At 71.5% G+C, this 14,280-nt stretch carries 10 protein-coding genes and 1 pseudogene; 7 read left to right on the plus strand and 4 right to left on the minus strand.

Annotation, left to right across the window (positions count from 1 at the left end):
- The first annotated feature begins 14 nt into the window (after positions 1 to 14).
- The 3 genes from BJF77_RS08020 to BJF77_RS08030 all read left to right on the plus strand — a co-directional run bounded on the left by BJF77_RS08020 (position 15) and on the right by BJF77_RS08030 (position 3,133).
- Entirely contained in the window at positions 15 to 884 is an 870-nt protein-coding gene (locus BJF77_RS08020; protein WP_075871819.1) for a sugar phosphate isomerase/epimerase, read from the plus strand.
- Positions 881 to 2,056 (plus strand): Gfo/Idh/MocA family protein, encoded by a 1,176-nt coding sequence (locus BJF77_RS08025; protein WP_075871820.1) that lies wholly within the window; start codon positions 881 to 883, stop codon positions 2,054 to 2,056. Before BJF77_RS08020 ends, BJF77_RS08025 begins: the two co-directional genes overlap by 4 nt.
- A gap of 78 nt (positions 2,057 to 2,134) precedes the next feature.
- Positions 2,135 to 3,133 carry a sugar phosphate isomerase/epimerase gene (locus BJF77_RS08030; protein WP_075871821.1) on the plus strand — a complete coding sequence of 333 codons (999 nt, stop codon included), beginning with the start codon at positions 2,135 to 2,137 and terminating at the stop codon, positions 3,131 to 3,133.
- A 183-nt stretch (positions 3,134 to 3,316) separates the two neighbouring features.
- Here the strand turns inward: BJF77_RS08030 and BJF77_RS08035 are convergent, their stop codons facing one another.
- Entirely contained in the window at positions 3,317 to 3,991 is a 675-nt protein-coding gene (locus tag BJF77_RS08035; protein WP_255396184.1) for a polysaccharide deacetylase family protein, read from the minus strand.
- Between the two features lie 337 nt (positions 3,992 to 4,328).
- Here BJF77_RS08035 and BJF77_RS08040 point away from each other — a divergent pair, with 337 nt between their 5' ends.
- Positions 4,329 to 5,156, plus strand: a complete 828-nt coding sequence (locus BJF77_RS08040; RefSeq protein WP_075871822.1) for a DUF1206 domain-containing protein — start codon at positions 4,329 to 4,331, stop codon at positions 5,154 to 5,156.
- A 37-nt stretch (positions 5,157 to 5,193) separates the two neighbouring features.
- Here the strand turns inward: BJF77_RS08040 and BJF77_RS08045 are convergent, their stop codons facing one another.
- Positions 5,194 to 6,060 (minus strand): phosphatase PAP2 family protein, encoded by an 867-nt coding sequence (locus tag BJF77_RS08045; RefSeq protein ID WP_369821377.1) that lies wholly within the window; start codon positions 6,058 to 6,060, stop codon positions 5,194 to 5,196.
- Positions 6,061 to 6,151: 91 nt separating this feature from the next.
- On the opposite strand from BJF77_RS08045, the gene uvrB reads away from it, so the two are divergent.
- The 3 genes and pseudogenes from uvrB (at position 6,152) to BJF77_RS08060 (ending at position 11,389) form a co-directional block, all read left to right on the plus strand.
- Entirely contained in the window at positions 6,152 to 8,272 is a 2,121-nt protein-coding gene (gene uvrB / locus BJF77_RS08050; RefSeq protein ID WP_075871823.1) for an excinuclease ABC subunit UvrB, read from the plus strand.
- A gap of 362 nt (positions 8,273 to 8,634) precedes the next feature.
- Positions 8,635 to 9,572: pseudogene (locus tag BJF77_RS08055) on the plus strand (TerC family protein); the annotation flags it as partial.
- 485 nt (positions 9,573 to 10,057) lie between these two features.
- A complete protein-coding gene (locus BJF77_RS08060) occupies positions 10,058 to 11,389 on the plus strand; it encodes a TerC family protein (protein ID WP_075871824.1) in 1,332 nt (443 codons plus the stop codon).
- An 85-nt stretch (positions 11,390 to 11,474) separates the two neighbouring features.
- Here the strand turns inward: BJF77_RS08060 and BJF77_RS08065 are convergent, their stop codons facing one another.
- Positions 11,475 to 14,087 carry an RNA helicase gene (locus BJF77_RS08065; RefSeq protein ID WP_075871828.1) on the minus strand — a complete coding sequence of 871 codons (2,613 nt, stop codon included), beginning with the start codon at positions 14,085 to 14,087 and terminating at the stop codon, positions 11,475 to 11,477.
- 10 nt (positions 14,088 to 14,097) lie between these two features.
- On the minus strand, positions 14,098 to 14,280 hold a 183-nt coding region (locus BJF77_RS20500), incomplete at its 5' end, for a hypothetical protein (protein WP_158041210.1).

Here is a 14,280-nt window from a genome sequence, read left to right on the forward strand (position 1 = left end):
AAGGAGAGCCGCCCATGCACCGCCCGATCGGCGTCAACACCTGGGTGTGGGAGTCCCCGCTCACCGACGCGAACCTGCCCCCGCTCCTGGCGAGGATCGCGGACCTGGGCTTCGAGGCCGTCGAGCTGCCCCTGGAGCACGAGGGCGACTTCACCGCCGGGACGGTGCGGGAGGCGCTCGCCGGGCTGCGGCCGTGGATCGTGGGCGCCATGGCCCCCGGGCGGGAGCTGGTGCTGGCCGACGACGACGTGGTGCTGCGGACCCAGCGCTACCTCAGCGCCTGCATCCAGCTGGCCCACGACGTCGGCGCCCCCGCGGTGTGCGGCCCGTTCTACTCCCACACGGGACGGCTGTGGCGGATGGACGCTGCGGAACGGGAGCAGGCCTACGCGCAGCTGCGCCGCAACCTGGCCCCGCTCGCCGCGGAGGCCGAGGCCGCCGGCGTGGTCCTGGGCATCGAACCGCTCAACCGGTACGAGACCTCGCTGCTCAACACCACCGCACAGGCCCTCGAGGCCCTCGGCCCGCTGCTCGGGCACGGCGTGGGCCTGGCCCTGGACACCTACCACCTGCACCTCGAGGAACGCTCCTCCGCCCAGGCCGTCCGCGCGGCCGGGGAGCACCTGGTGCACCTGCAGGTCTGCGGCAACGACCGCGGAGCCCCCGGCGGGGACCAGACCGACTGGACGGGCATCTTCGACGCCCTGGACGCCGTCGGCTACACCGGCGCCCTGAACATCGAGAGCTTCACCGCGCACAACGCCAGCATCGCCACCGCCGCCGCGGTCTGGCGGGCACTGGCCCCGACCCAGGACCAGCTCGCGGAGCAGGGCCTGGCGTTCCTGCGCGCCGCCCGTGACCGGACCCGAGGAGGACACCCATGACCAGCCCCGAACCCGAGCCGGCCGCCCGCACCGACCGGGGTCCCGCACCGGCCGTCCTGGGCGTGGCCGTGCTCGGCTACTCCTTCATGGGCAAGGCCCACTCCAACGCGTGGCGCAACGTCAACGCCTTCTATCCCGTGCCGCGCGTCGCGCAGCGGGTGCTGGTCGGCCGGGACGCCGGACACGTGGCCGCGGCCGCGCGGCGGTACGGGTGGGAGGACAGCGGCACGGACTGGCGGTCGGTGCTCGAGCGGCCCGACGTCGACGTCGTCGACATCTGCACCCCCGGCCACCTGCACGCCGACATGGCCGTGGCCGCCCTCGACGCCGGCAAGCACGTGCTCGTGGAGAAGCCGCTGGCCAACACGGTGGCCGAGGCCGAGCGCATGGCGGCCGCCGCGGCCGCCGCCCGGGCCCGCGGGGTGCACGCCATGGTGGGCTTCAACTACCGCCGGGTCCCGGCACTGGCACTGGCGCGCACGATGATCGCCGACGGGCGGGTGGGCGAGGTCCGGCAGGTGCGGGCCAGCTACCTGCAGGACTGGCTCGCCGACGAGCGCGCGCCCATGACCTGGCGTCTCCGGCGGGAGACCGCGGGGTCCGGGGCCCTCGGGGACCTCGCCTCGCACGCCGTCGACCAGGTGCGCTTCCTCCTGGGCTCCCCGGTCACGTCCGTCTCCGGGACGACCGACACGTTCGTGGCGACCCGCGAGGGCCCGGACGGGACCGAGCGCGTCACGGTCGACGACGCCGCCTGGGCCACCCTGCGCACCGCCTCCGGGGCGGTGGTCAGCCTGGAGGTCTCCCGCTGCGCCACCGGCCGCAAGAACGCCCTCCAGATCGAGGTCTACGGCTCGCGCGGGGGCCTGCGCTTCGACCTGGAACGGCTCAACGAGCTGCAGTTCTTCGACACCACCGTCCCGGGAGACGTCCAGGGCTACGGCCGGATCCTCGTCACCGAGGACTCCCACCCCTACATCGGGGCGTGGTGGCCGCCCGGGCACACCCTCGGCTGGGACCACACGTTCACCAGCCAGGCCGCCGACTTCCTGCACGCCATCGACACGGGGGTCCCGGCCGCGCCCGACTTCGACGACGGTCTGGCCGTGCAGCGGGTGCTCCACGCCGTGACGGACAGCGCGGCCCGGGACGGCGCCACCGTCCGGCTCTGACCCCCGACCCACCACCACCAACCCACCACCGCCGCCCGATCCACCGGAGACCGCCTCTCCACGACACCGAGGACTGCCATGGGACACCGCTACACCCTGTTCACCGGCCAGTGGGCCGACCTCCCGCTCGAGCAGGTCGCCGAGCTCGCCGCCGGCTGGGGCTACGACGGCCTGGAGATCGCCGTGTCCGGGGAGCACCTCGACGCCTGGCGGTGGGACGACGACGCGTACGTCCAGGACCGGCTGGCGATCCTGGAACGCCACGGGCTGGGAGTCTGGGCCATCTCCAACCACCTCAAGGGACAGGCCGTCTGCGACGACCCCATCGACTTCCGGCACCGGGCCATCGTGGGACCCCGGGTCTGGGGCGACGGCGACCCCGAGGGGGTGCGCGCCCGCGCGGCCGAGGAGATGCAGCTGACGGCGCGGCTGGCGCGCCGGCTCGGCGTGGACACGGTGGTCGGCTTCACCGGGTCCTCCGTCTGGCGGTACGTCGCGATGTTCCCCCCGGTCTCCCGGGACGTGATCGACGCCGGCTACCAGGACTTCGCGAACCGGTGGAACCCCATCCTCGACGTCTTCGACGAGTGCGGCGTGCGCTTCGCCCACGAGGTGCACCCGTCCGAGATCGCCTACGACTACTGGTCCACCCACCGGGCGCTGGAGGCCGTCGGGCACCGTGAGGCCTTCGGGCTGAACTGGGACCCCAGCCACTTCCTGTGGCAGCAGATCGACCCGGTCGCCTTCATCTCCGACTTCGCCGAGCGCATCTACCACGTGGACTGCAAGGACACGAAGATGCGGATGGGCGGCGGGCGCAACGGCATCCTGTCCTCGCACCTGCCCTGGGGAGACCCCCGCCGGGGCTGGGACTTCGTCTCCACGGGGCGCGGCGACGTGCCCTGGGAGGACAGCTTCCGGGCCCTCACCGCGATCGGCTACGACGGGCCCATCTCCGTGGAGTGGGAGGACGCCGGGATGGACCGCCTCCAGGGCGCGCCCGAGGCGCTCGCCTTCCTGAAGCGCTTCGACTTCGGTCCCGCCGGCGCCGCCTTCGACGCCGCCTTCCAGCAGTAGACGGCGCCCGGCCACCGCGCCCCACGTCGTCCGGGCGGCCGGGGGCGGCCGCCGGAGACGTGGAGCCGGGGGTCCGGCGCCTGCGGACGGACCGACCGCCCGGCGGGCCTAACCCCGCCGGGCGGGCCTAACCCCGCCGGGCGGGCTTGTCGAAGCGCCAGCCCTCGGCCTGGAGCCGGGGGATCACCTGGTCCACGGCCTCGACGGTCTGGCTGCGGTCGCCGCCGCCGTCGTGCAGCAGGACCACGGCCCCGGGCGTGACGCCCTCCTCGATGCGGCGCACCAGCTCGGCCGTGCCCGGAGGCGCCCAGTCGCCGATCGTGAGCCGCCAGCCCAGTGGCTGCATCCCCAGCTCGGCCGCGACCTCGGGCGTCCGTCCCCAGCTGCCGTAGGCGCCCGGAAGTAGTCGATGCGCGCTCCCGGCACGGCGGCGCGGATGGCCGCGCTGGTCTGCTCGAGGTCCTGGCGGATCGCGTCCGCGTCCCAGTCGGCCATGTCGTCGTGGTGCATGGTGTGGTTGCACAGCCGGTGCCCGTCGGCGGCGATCTGGCGGACCACCTCGGGGTGCTGCTGCACGTGGTCGCCCCACAGGCAGAAGGTCGCCTTGACGTGGTGCTTCTTCAGCACGGCGAGCAGCGCCGGCGTGCTGACCGGGTCTGGTCCGTCGTCGAACGTGAGACTGAGGTACCGGCCGTCGTGGACCGTCGAGTCCACGACGGCGGGGGTCGCCTGGTCGGCCCGAGCGGGCAGGGCGGTGACCAGGCCGGCGGAGACCACGGTGGCCAGGGCCGCGGCCCCGGCCACGAGGCGGCGTGCGGCGGGGGAGGACCGGGGGGAGGGTGCGGACGGCGGAGTCATGGGGGCATCCTTTCGGGGGCGTCACGGCGGGTGGAGGCGTCACCGCCGGCGAGGGGCGCAGCCCGGCCCGGAATCGGTGCCCGGGAGCGGCTGAGGCGGCGGAGGGGTGGGAGAGGGGTGGGAGAGGGGTGGGGGAGGAGCGGATCGGACGCCCTAAAAGTAAAGAGTATTAACTAATCCGTCAAGGGATCGTCGGTCATGCGTCGTCCGTGGCGAGTGTCCGCGCAGGCATCCGGCGCGGGCGCCCGGCACGCCGGCTGCCCGGTGTCCGTCGAAGGGCGGCGTGGACAGGAGCCGCCGCGGGGCGCACGATGAAGCCCTATCCTCAGGAGGAACCATGGGCGAGCTCGGACGCCGGGCGACCAGGGCGGCCGATGCCGCCGACGATGCCACGGATTCGCGCGGGTTCGTCCTCGCGGCCCGGGCCGGCTTCGTGGCCGCGGGCCTGCTGCACGCGATGATCGGGGTGATCGCCCTCCGGGTGGCCCGTGGCGGGTCCGGGTCGGCGGACCAGTCGGGGGCCGTGGCCGCGCTCGCCGGCACCCCGGGCGGCACCGTGCTGCTGTGGGCGTGCTTCCTGGGCTGCGGGGCCCTGGCGGTGTTCCTGCTCAGCGAGGCCGTCTTCGGCGCGACGCAGCGCTCGGACCGGGAGAAGCTCAAGCACCGGCTCAAGAGCGGGGGCCAGGCCGTGGTCTACGGCGCGATCGGCGCGGTCTTCGGCACCTACGCCCTGGGCGGGTCGAGCGACAGCAGCCGGTCCACGCAGTCGATCAGCGCCCGGCTGATGGCCCATCCGGCCGGCACCGTGCTGCTCGTGGCCGTGGGGCTGGGGCTGGTCGTCGCCGGCGGCTACTTCGTCTACCGCGGCGTGACCCGCACGTTCACGCAGACGCTCAAGGGCCTGCCCCCGGGCGGGACCGGCTCGGCGGTGGTCGCGCTCGGGGTGGCCGGCTACGTGGCGAAGGGGGTGGCCCTGGCGGTGCTGGGCGCGCTCTTCGTGGTGGCCACCCTGCAGCACGACCCCGAGGAGGCGACCGGCCTGGACGGCGCCCTCAAGTCCCTGCAGGGGCAGCCGTTCGGCACGTGGCTCCTCGGGGCCGTGGCGGTGGGGCTGATCTGCTACGGGCTGTACCTGGTGGTCCGCGCCAAGTACCAGCGCATGTGAGCCCGTCCCGGACCCGACCGGGTCCGGGCGCCGCCCGTCAGGAGTCGGGGGAGGCGGGGCCGCGGCGCCGGACGGTGAGGTGGAGCCGGTGCGCCGTGATGACCAGGGCCAGCCACGCCGCTCCGAGGGTCTGGGCCACGAGCACGTCGGTGAACCAGTGGTGGCCCAGGTACACCCGGCTCAGCGCCATGCTGACCGCGAAGGCCGCGGCGGCGGCGACCGTGAGGACGCGGGCCACGCGGGTGCGCTGCCGCAGGACCAGCAGGTAGGCCACGGTGCCCGCGATCACGAACGAGTTCAGGGAGTGGCCGCTGGGAAAGGACGCCGAGTACTCGTAGGGCGGGACCGCGTCGGCCAGGTCCGGGCGGGCCCGGCCGATCAGGGGCTTGCCGGCCACGGTCATCAGCAGCGAACCGGCCGCGGCCACCGTCACCAGCAGCACCGGGGTCCAGGACCGCCGGCTGAGGGCGAGCCAGACCATGGCCACCGCCGCCAGGATCGGCATGCCGATCACCCCGCCCACGTGGGTGTAGGCGGTCACGAAGGTGTCCAGCCACGGCGAGCGGACCGTCATCGCGGCCTGCAGCAGGGGCCGGTCCAGCGCCGCGGCGTCGTCCTGGTCCATGACGGCCTCGTAGACCTCCGCGGAGGCGACCGTCATGGTCACCGCGACGCCCAGTCCGATCACCAGCGGCACGAGCACCGCCGCGTGCGGTCCGAGCCACCGGGCCAGCCGTCGGACGCACCGGACGAGGAAGCGCCCCAGGCGGGTCCGCCAGGTGGTGAGGTCCTGTTCGCCCAGGAACCGGTCCTGGTGGCTGCCGGTCCGCCGCAGGTCGTCGGTCACGCTGTCCCCCTGTCCGCGCGCCCGGTCCGCCCGCGCGGCGGAGTCGTCCTGGGGCACGTGAGGGAGAGCCTACGGCGTCCCGGGTGCCGGCTGATCGCCTCCGGAGGAACCCGCTCTCCGTGTCCGGGGCGGAGCGTAGCCTGGATCCATGAGCCTGGCGCAGAAGATCAACCGTGTGGTCGCCCCCTTCGAGGTCATCTCCGACTACGTCCCCGCGGGCGACCAGCCCCGGGCCATCGAGGAGCTGGCCACGCGCATCGAGGCGGGGGAGAAGGACGTAGTCCTGCTCGGCGCCACGGGCACCGGCAAGTCGGCGACCGCCGCGTGGCTGATCGAGCGGGTCCAGCGGCCCACCCTCGTGATGGTGCAGAACAAGACGCTCGCCGCGCAGCTGGCCAACGAGCTGCGTGAGCTGCTGCCGAACAACGCGGTCGAGTACTTCGTCTCCTACTACGACTACTACCAGCCCGAGGCCTACGTCCCGCAGACGGACACCTTCATCGAGAAGGACTCCTCGATCAACGAGGAGGTCGAGCGGCTGCGGCACTCCGCGACCAACGCCCTGCTGACCCGCCGCGACGTCGTGGTCGTCGCCACCGTGTCCTGCATCTACGGCCTGGGCACCCCGGAGGAGTACGTCGCCCAGATGGTCACCATGCGCCAGGGCGAGGAGATGGACCGGGACGAGCTGCTGCGCCGGTTCGTGAACATGCAGTACGCGCGCAACGACGTCGACTTCCACCGCGGCACCTTCCGCGTCCGCGGGGACACGGTGGAGATCATCCCGATGTACGAGGAGCACGCCATCCGCGTGGAGTTCTTCGGCGACGAGATCGAGTCCATCTACACCCTCCACCCGCTGACCGGGGAGATCATCCGGGAGGAGACCGAGATGTACGTCTTCCCGGCCTCCCACTACGTGGCCGGCGCGGACCGGATGGCCCGGGCCGTGAAGTCCGTCGAGGACGAGCTCGCCGCCCGGCTGCAGGAGCTCGAGTCGCAGAACAAGCTCGTCGAGGCCCAGCGGCTGCGCATGCGCACCACGTACGACCTCGAGATGATGGAGCAGATGGGCTACTGCAACGGCATCGAGAACTACTCGCTGCACATCGACGGCCGCCCGCGCGGCTCGGCGCCGCACTGCCTGATCGACTACTTCCCGGACGACTTCCTGCTGGTGGTCGACGAGTCCCACGTGACGATCCCCCAGATCGGCGGCATGTACGAGGGCGACATGTCCCGCAAGCGCACCCTCGTGGAGCACGGCTTCCGGCTGCCCTCCGCGATGGACAACCGGCCGCTGAAGTGGGACGAGTTCCTGGAACGGATCGGCCAGACCGTCTACCTCTCCGCCACCCCGGGCAAGTACGAGCTGTCCCAGGCGGACGGCTACGTGGAGCAGATCATCCGGCCCACCGGGCTCGTGGACCCCGAGGTCATCATCAAGCCCACCAAGGGCCAGATCGACGACCTGCTCGACGAGATCAACGTGCGGGTGGAGCGCGACGAGCGGGTGCTCGTCACCACCCTGACCAAGCGGATGGCCGAGGACCTCACCGAGTACCTCATGGAGCACGGGGTGCGGGTGCAGTACCTGCACTCCGACGTCGACACCCTCCGGCGCGTGGAGCTGCTGCGCGAGCTGCGGATGGGCACGTTCGACGTCCTGGTGGGCATCAACCTGCTCCGCGAGGGCCTGGACCTGCCCGAGGTCTCCCTCGTGGCGATCCTCGACGCGGACAAGGAGGGGTTCCTGCGCTCCACGACCTCCCTGATCCAGACGATCGGCCGCGCCGCCCGCAACGTCTCCGGCCAGGTGCACATGTACGCCGACCGGATCACCGACTCGATGGCCACGGCCATCGAGGAGACCAACCGGCGCCGGGAGATCCAGGTCGCCTACAACACCGAGCACGGGATCGACCCGCAGCCGCTGCGCAAGAAGATCGCCGACATCACCGACCAGCTCCAGCGCGAGGAGGAGGACACCAAGGAGCTGCTGGCCCGGCGGGCGGCCGCCGGGAAGAAGACCGCCCCGACCGCGGGCCGGGGCGGGCGGGACGCGGTGGCGGCCGCGGAGCAGAAGCTGCGCCGGGACGGGGTCGCCGCCGCCCCGGCGGAGGACCTGGTGGACCTCATCGCGCAGATGACCGAGCAGATGCAGGCCGCCGCCGCCGAGCTGCAGTTCGAGCTCGCCGGGCGGATCCGCGACGAGCTCGCGGACCTGAAGAAGGAGCTGCGGCAGATGCAGCAGGCCGGGCACGCCTGAGCCCGTCCCGCCGGGACCGCGACCCGCGGTGACACCGGTTCCCGGCGTTCTCCCAGGTTGGGGTAGAGTGCTCCCCGCGTAGGGGAGTATCCCTCAGCGCTGCGATCGTCAGCACGCCGGGCAACGGAGCCGGGCCGGTCGCAGCGGCCGCACCTCGGCATCCGGACCCGGAGCCCGCCAGGAGCGGTGGAGAGACTTGCGGCTCATCGTGATGCCCCGGTCCGCCCCGCTCCACGGACGACGCCGGCCCGCGGGCTCACCCATCTCCAAGCGAAAGAACTCGCGTGCACACACAGCTACCCGCGTGGTTCGAGATCGGCTCCTTCGTCGTTCTCGGCTGCATCCTTCTCTTCGACCTGATCATGGTCGCCAAGCGCCCGCACGAACCCTCCATGAAGGAGGCCGGCACCTGGGTGGCTTCTACGTGGCCCTCGCCCTGGTGTTCGCGGGCCTGATGTTCGTCTTCGCCGGCGCCGAGCAGGGCACCCAGTTCGTGGCGGGCTGGATCACCGAGTACAGCCTCAGCATCGACAACCTGTTCGTGTTCATCGTGATCATGGCCCGCTTCTCCGTGCCCCGGAAGTACCAGCAGGAGGTGCTGATGGTGGGCATCATCATCGCGCTGGTCCTGCGCGGGGTGTTCATCCTGCTGGGCGCCACGATCATCGCGAACTTCTCCTGGGTCTTCTACCTGTTCGGCGTCTTCCTGCTCTGGACCGCCTACCAGCAGGCCAAGGACGACGGCGAGGACGAGGCCGAGGAGAACGGGCTCATCCGCCGCCTGCGCACCGTGGTGCCCATGACGGAGCACTACGACGGGAACAAGCTGCGCACCACGGTGGCCGGCAAGCGCGTGTTCACCCCGATGCTCGTGGTGTTCGTGACCATCGGCGTGACCGACCTGATGTTCGCCTTCGACTCCATCCCGGCGATCTTCGGGCTCACCCAGAGCCCGTTCATCGTCTTCACCGCCAACATCTTCGCGCTCATGGGCCTGCGCCAGCTCTACTTCCTGCTCGGCGGGCTCATGGAGCGGCTCATCTACCTCAAGCACGGCCTGTCGCTGATCCTGGCGTTCATCGGGGTCAAGCTCATCCTGCACGCCATGCACGAGAACGAGGTGCCGTTCATCAACGGCGGCGAGCACATCGCCTGGGCCCCGGAGATCCCCACGTTCGTGTCCCTGGGCGTGATCGTGGCCATCATCGCGGTCGCCACGGTCGCGTCGATGCTCAGCCCCAAGGGCCGCTCCGCCCACGCGGCGGCGGAGCTGCACCGGGCCATCGAGACGTATCGCAGCCCGGGCGAGGACACGAGCACCGGTCAGATGCGGGCGGTGCAGGCGGACCTCGTGCTGAAGTACCACGCCGCCGTGGCGGCCGCCGAGCGGTCCTCCGTGGAGCTGCCGGACCTCGCCGAGCGCACCGGCAAGTCGGTCGAGCAGCACCGGACCGAGAGCGGCACGGCGTCGTCGGACCCCCGCCGGGCGGACGGGCGCTGAGCCCGCCGGCTCCGGGGTGTCCGGTCCAGCGGGACCGGTGAGACGTGCGCAGGGCCCGTACCGCCGACCGGCGGCACGGGCCCTGCGCATGGTTCCGCCCGGACGGCTGTATAGACTGAGCCCAGCCTAGGGGAGTATCCCTCAGCGCTGTGGACGTCAGCACGTCGGGTCCCCGGACCCGGCCGGACGCAGCGGCCGGTCCCAGCGCGGCGCACCCGAACGGTGCGGCGCGCTCGGCGGAGAGACTTACGGCTGTCCCGTACCCGACCCCCGAAAGCAGAATCATGGAAGTCTCACTCACCGTCTGGATCGTCACGATCGCGGCCATCCTCGGCCTGCTCCTCTTCGACTACGTGTTCCACGTGCGCAAGGCGCACGAGCCCCAGCTGAAGGAAGCCGCGATCTGGTCGGCGATCTACGTGGGCCTCGCCCTCCTGTTCGGCCTGTTCGTCCTGATCGAGTGGGGTGGTCGCTACGCCGGGGAGTACTACGCCGGGTACATCACGGAGAAGGCGCTGTCCGTGGACAACCTCTTCGTGTTCCTCATCATCATGGCGTCCTTCAAGGTGCCGCGGGAGGACCAGCAGAAGGTGCTGCTCTTCGGCATCACCTTCGCGCTGATCGCCCGCACCGCCCTGATCTTCGTGGGCGCCGGGCTGATCAACCAGTTCGCCTGGGTGTTCTACCTCTTCGGCCTGATCCTGCTGCTCACCGCCGGGTCGCTGATCAAGGGCGAGCTCTCGGACTCCCAGCACGACGAGGCCGACAACTTCGTGGTCCGCCTGGCCAAGCGCTTCATCCACACCACGGACCACTACGACGGCGACAAGCTCTTCACCATCCAGAACGGCAAGCGGGCGATGACCCCGATGCTGCTGGTGATGGTCGCGATCGGCGGCACGGACGTCCTCTTCGCCCTGGACTCGATCCCGGCGATCTTCGGCCTGACCCAGCAGACCTACCTGGTGTTCACCGCCGTGGCGTTCTCGCTGATGGGCCTGCGCCAGCTGTACTTCCTCATCGACGGGCTGCTGGACCGGCTCATCTACCTCTCCTGGGGCCTGGCCATCATCCTGGGCTTCATCGGCGTGAAGCTCATCCTGCACGCCCTGCACGAGAACAACCTGCCGTTCATCAACAACGGCGAGCACGTGGAGGTCGTCGAGGTGAGCATCGCCCTGTCCCTCACCGTGATCGTGGGCGTGCTGGTCGTCACGGTCCTCGCCTCGCTGTTCAGCCCCAAGGGCCGGGCGCTGCGGGTGCTCAACGGTCTCCAGACCGTCGCCGAGCAGTACGTCACCCTGCCCCAGGACGCCTCCCCGGAGGAGCGCCAGAAGCTCGCGGACAAGGCCGCCAAGTATCAGCGGCAGATGCCGAAGATCTCCGACAAGCACCGCGAGGAGCTGCTCGAGTCCGAGAAGCACTTCCACGAGCTGCTGGACCGCGCCCGCGGCAAGCACCGGGAGTTCGAGCGCACCGGGGTGGGCCCCGAGCCCGACGTGGTCCCGGCCCCGGAGGCCGAGGCGATCCACGGCGAGCACGTCGAGACGCAGGACGCCGCCGGCACCACCACGCCGGACGCCCCGCGGAGCGGGAGCACCGGCCGCTCCTCCTGACCCGGCGCCCGACCACGGAGGCCCTCGTCCGCTCGCGCGGACGGGGGCCTCCTCCGGTCCGGGGACAGGTGCCCGGTGCGGGCGGTCAGCGCCCCGTCTCGGTGACCGGCCCCACGTTGTCCACGAGCACGGCGGGGAAGCCGTCCTCGTCGGAGGCGCGCAGGTCGATGCGGGCGTTGATCCCCCAGTCGTGGTGGCCGTCGGGGTCGTCGAAGACCTGCACCACGGTCCAGTACCCGTCCAGGCCCTCGGGCCGCTCGTCGATGCGCACCAGGCCGGGGCCCCGGGACTGGGGGTCCGTGTAGATGTCCTCGTGCTCGTCGAAGTAGGCGTCCATGGCGTCCGCCCACCGGTCCCGGTCCCAGCCGTGCGCGCCGTCCAGGGCCCCGAGCACCTTGTCCTTCTCGTCGGCGAACAGCTCCACCCGCTGGAACAGCGCGTTGCGGACCATGACCCGGAACGCCCGCGGGTTGGCCGTGATCACCGGGGGCTGCTCGTCGATGAGCTCCTCCAGGGAGTCCGCGGAGGTGCCCATGGGGGACTCCTCGCCGGCGGCGAGCTTCTCCCACTCGTCCAGCAGCGAGTTGTCGGTCTGCCGGATGAGCTCGCCCAGCCACTCGACCAGGTCCTCGAGGTCCTCGCGCAGCAGGTCCAGCGGCACCGTCTGGCGCAGGGCCTTGTAGGCGTCCGAGAGATAGCGCAGCAGGATCCCCTCGGAGCGGGCCAGGCCGTAGAACTGCACGTAGTCGCCGAAGGTCATCGCCCGCTCGTACATGTCCCGGACCACCGACTTCGGGGTCAGCTCGAACTGGGCCACCCACGGGGCCCCGGTGCGGTAGGTCTCGAAGGCCTGCGTGAGCAGCTCCTCGAGGGGCTTGGCGTAGCTGACCTCCTCGAGCTCCTTCATCCGCTCCTCGTAGTCCAGCCCCTCCGCCTTCATCGCGGCCACGGCCTCCCCGCGGGCCTTCTTCTCCTGCATGTTGAGCACCTGGCGCGGCTTCTCGAGGGTGGCCTCGATGACGGAGACGACGTCGAGCGCGTAGCCGGGGGCCTCGCGGTCGAGCAGCGTCAAAGCGGCCAGGGCGAAGGGGGACAGCGGCTGGTTCAGGGCGAAGTTCTCCTGCAGCTCCACGGTCAGCCGCCAGGTGCGGCCCTCCTCGTCCGGGGCGTCCAGCTTCTCGACGACGCCGGCGGCCCGCAGCTCCTTGAGGATCCCGATCGCCTGCTTGAGCAGTGCGCGCTGGCGCTGCCGCGTCTCGTGGTTGTGCGTGAGCAGGTGCCAGGCGGCCAGCACCGGGTCCCCGGGCCGCTGCAGCAGGTTGAGCAGCATCGAGTGGGTCACGGTGAAGGAGGAGCTCAGGGGTTCGGGCTCCGCGGCCACGAGGGTCTCGAACGTCGGCTTCCCCCAGGAGACGAAGCCCTGCGGCGGCTTCTTCTTCACCACCTGGCGCAGCTTCTTCTGGTCGTCGCCGAACTTGGCGTGGGCCTTCTTCATGGCCTTGGTGTTCTCGATGACGTGCTCGGGCGCCTGGACCACCACGGTGCCCGCGGTGTCGTAGCCGGCCCGCCCGGCCCGCCCGGCGATCTGGTGGAACTCCCTGGCGTTGAGCCGGCGGGTGCGCTCGCCGTCGAACTTGGACAGGGCCGTGATGACCACGGTGCGGATGGGCACGTTGATGCCCACCCCGAGGGTGTCCGTGCCGCAGATGACCTTGAGCAGACCGGTCTGGGCGAGCTGCTCCACGAGCCGGCGGTACTTGGGCAGCATCCCCGCGTGGTGGACCCCGATGCCGTGGCGGACCAGCCGGTTGAGCGTCTTGCCGAAGCCGGCCGAGAAGCGGAACCCGGCGATGAGCTCCCCGATCCGCTCCTTCTCCTCCTTGGACAGCACGTTGACGGACATCAGGTTCTGGGCCTGGTCCATGGCCTGCAGCTGGGAGAAGTGCACCACGTAGACCGGGGCCTGGTTGGTGCTCAGCAGCTCCTCGAGCGCCTCGTGGATCGGGTCCTCGGACCAGTAGTGGTGCAGCGGGATCGGGCGCTCGGCGGAGGAGACCGTCGTCGTCGGCCGCCCGGTGAGCTCCGTCATGTCCTTCTCGAAGCGGGAGACGTCCCCCAGGGTGGCGCTCATGAGCAGGAACTGCGCCTGCGGCAGCTCCAGCAGCGGCACCTGCCACGCCCAGCCGCGCTGCGGGTCGGAGTAGAAGTGGAACTCGTCCATCACCACGGGGCCCACGTCCGCGTCCCGGCCCTCGCGCAGGGCCACGTTGGCGAGGATCTCCGCGGTGCAGCACACGATGGGGGCGTCCGCGTTGACGGCGGAGTCCCCGGTGACCATGCCGACGTTCTCGGCGCCGAAGATCTCCACCAGGGAGAAGAACTTCTCCGAGACCAGGGCCTTGATCGGGGCCGTGTAGTAGGAGCGCTGCCCGGCGGCGAGGCCGGCGAAGTGGGCGGCGACCGCCACGGTCGACTTCCCGGACCCGGTCGGGGTCGCGAGGATCACGTTGGACCCGCTCGCGAACTCCAGGACGGCCTCGTCCTGGGCGGGATAGAGCTCCATGTCCCGGGAGGCGATCCAGCCGAGGAACCCCTCGTACACCTCGTCCCCGGACAGCGGGTTGGAGGCGAAGTCGCCGCGGTAGTACGGACGGCCCGGGGTGCCGAGCTCGGGGGAGAGGGCTTCGAGGAGTTTCATCGCCCCCAGCTTATCCGCGCGCCCGCCGGCCACCGGGCGGACGCAGCTCCTCCGAGCGCTCCCACGTGCGCAGCATCGGCTCCTGCGGAGCCCACCACAGCACCGCGGCCCAGCCGAGCAGGGCCGCTGCGGCCCCCGCGCCGGGCCGATCGGTCAGCGCCCCGACGGCCCCCAGCACCGCGGCCGCGGTGCT

The sequence above is a fragment of the Kocuria sp. CNJ-770 genome (genome assembly GCF_001942375.1).
Classification (GTDB): domain Bacteria; phylum Actinomycetota; class Actinomycetes; order Actinomycetales; family Micrococcaceae; genus Kocuria; species Kocuria oceani.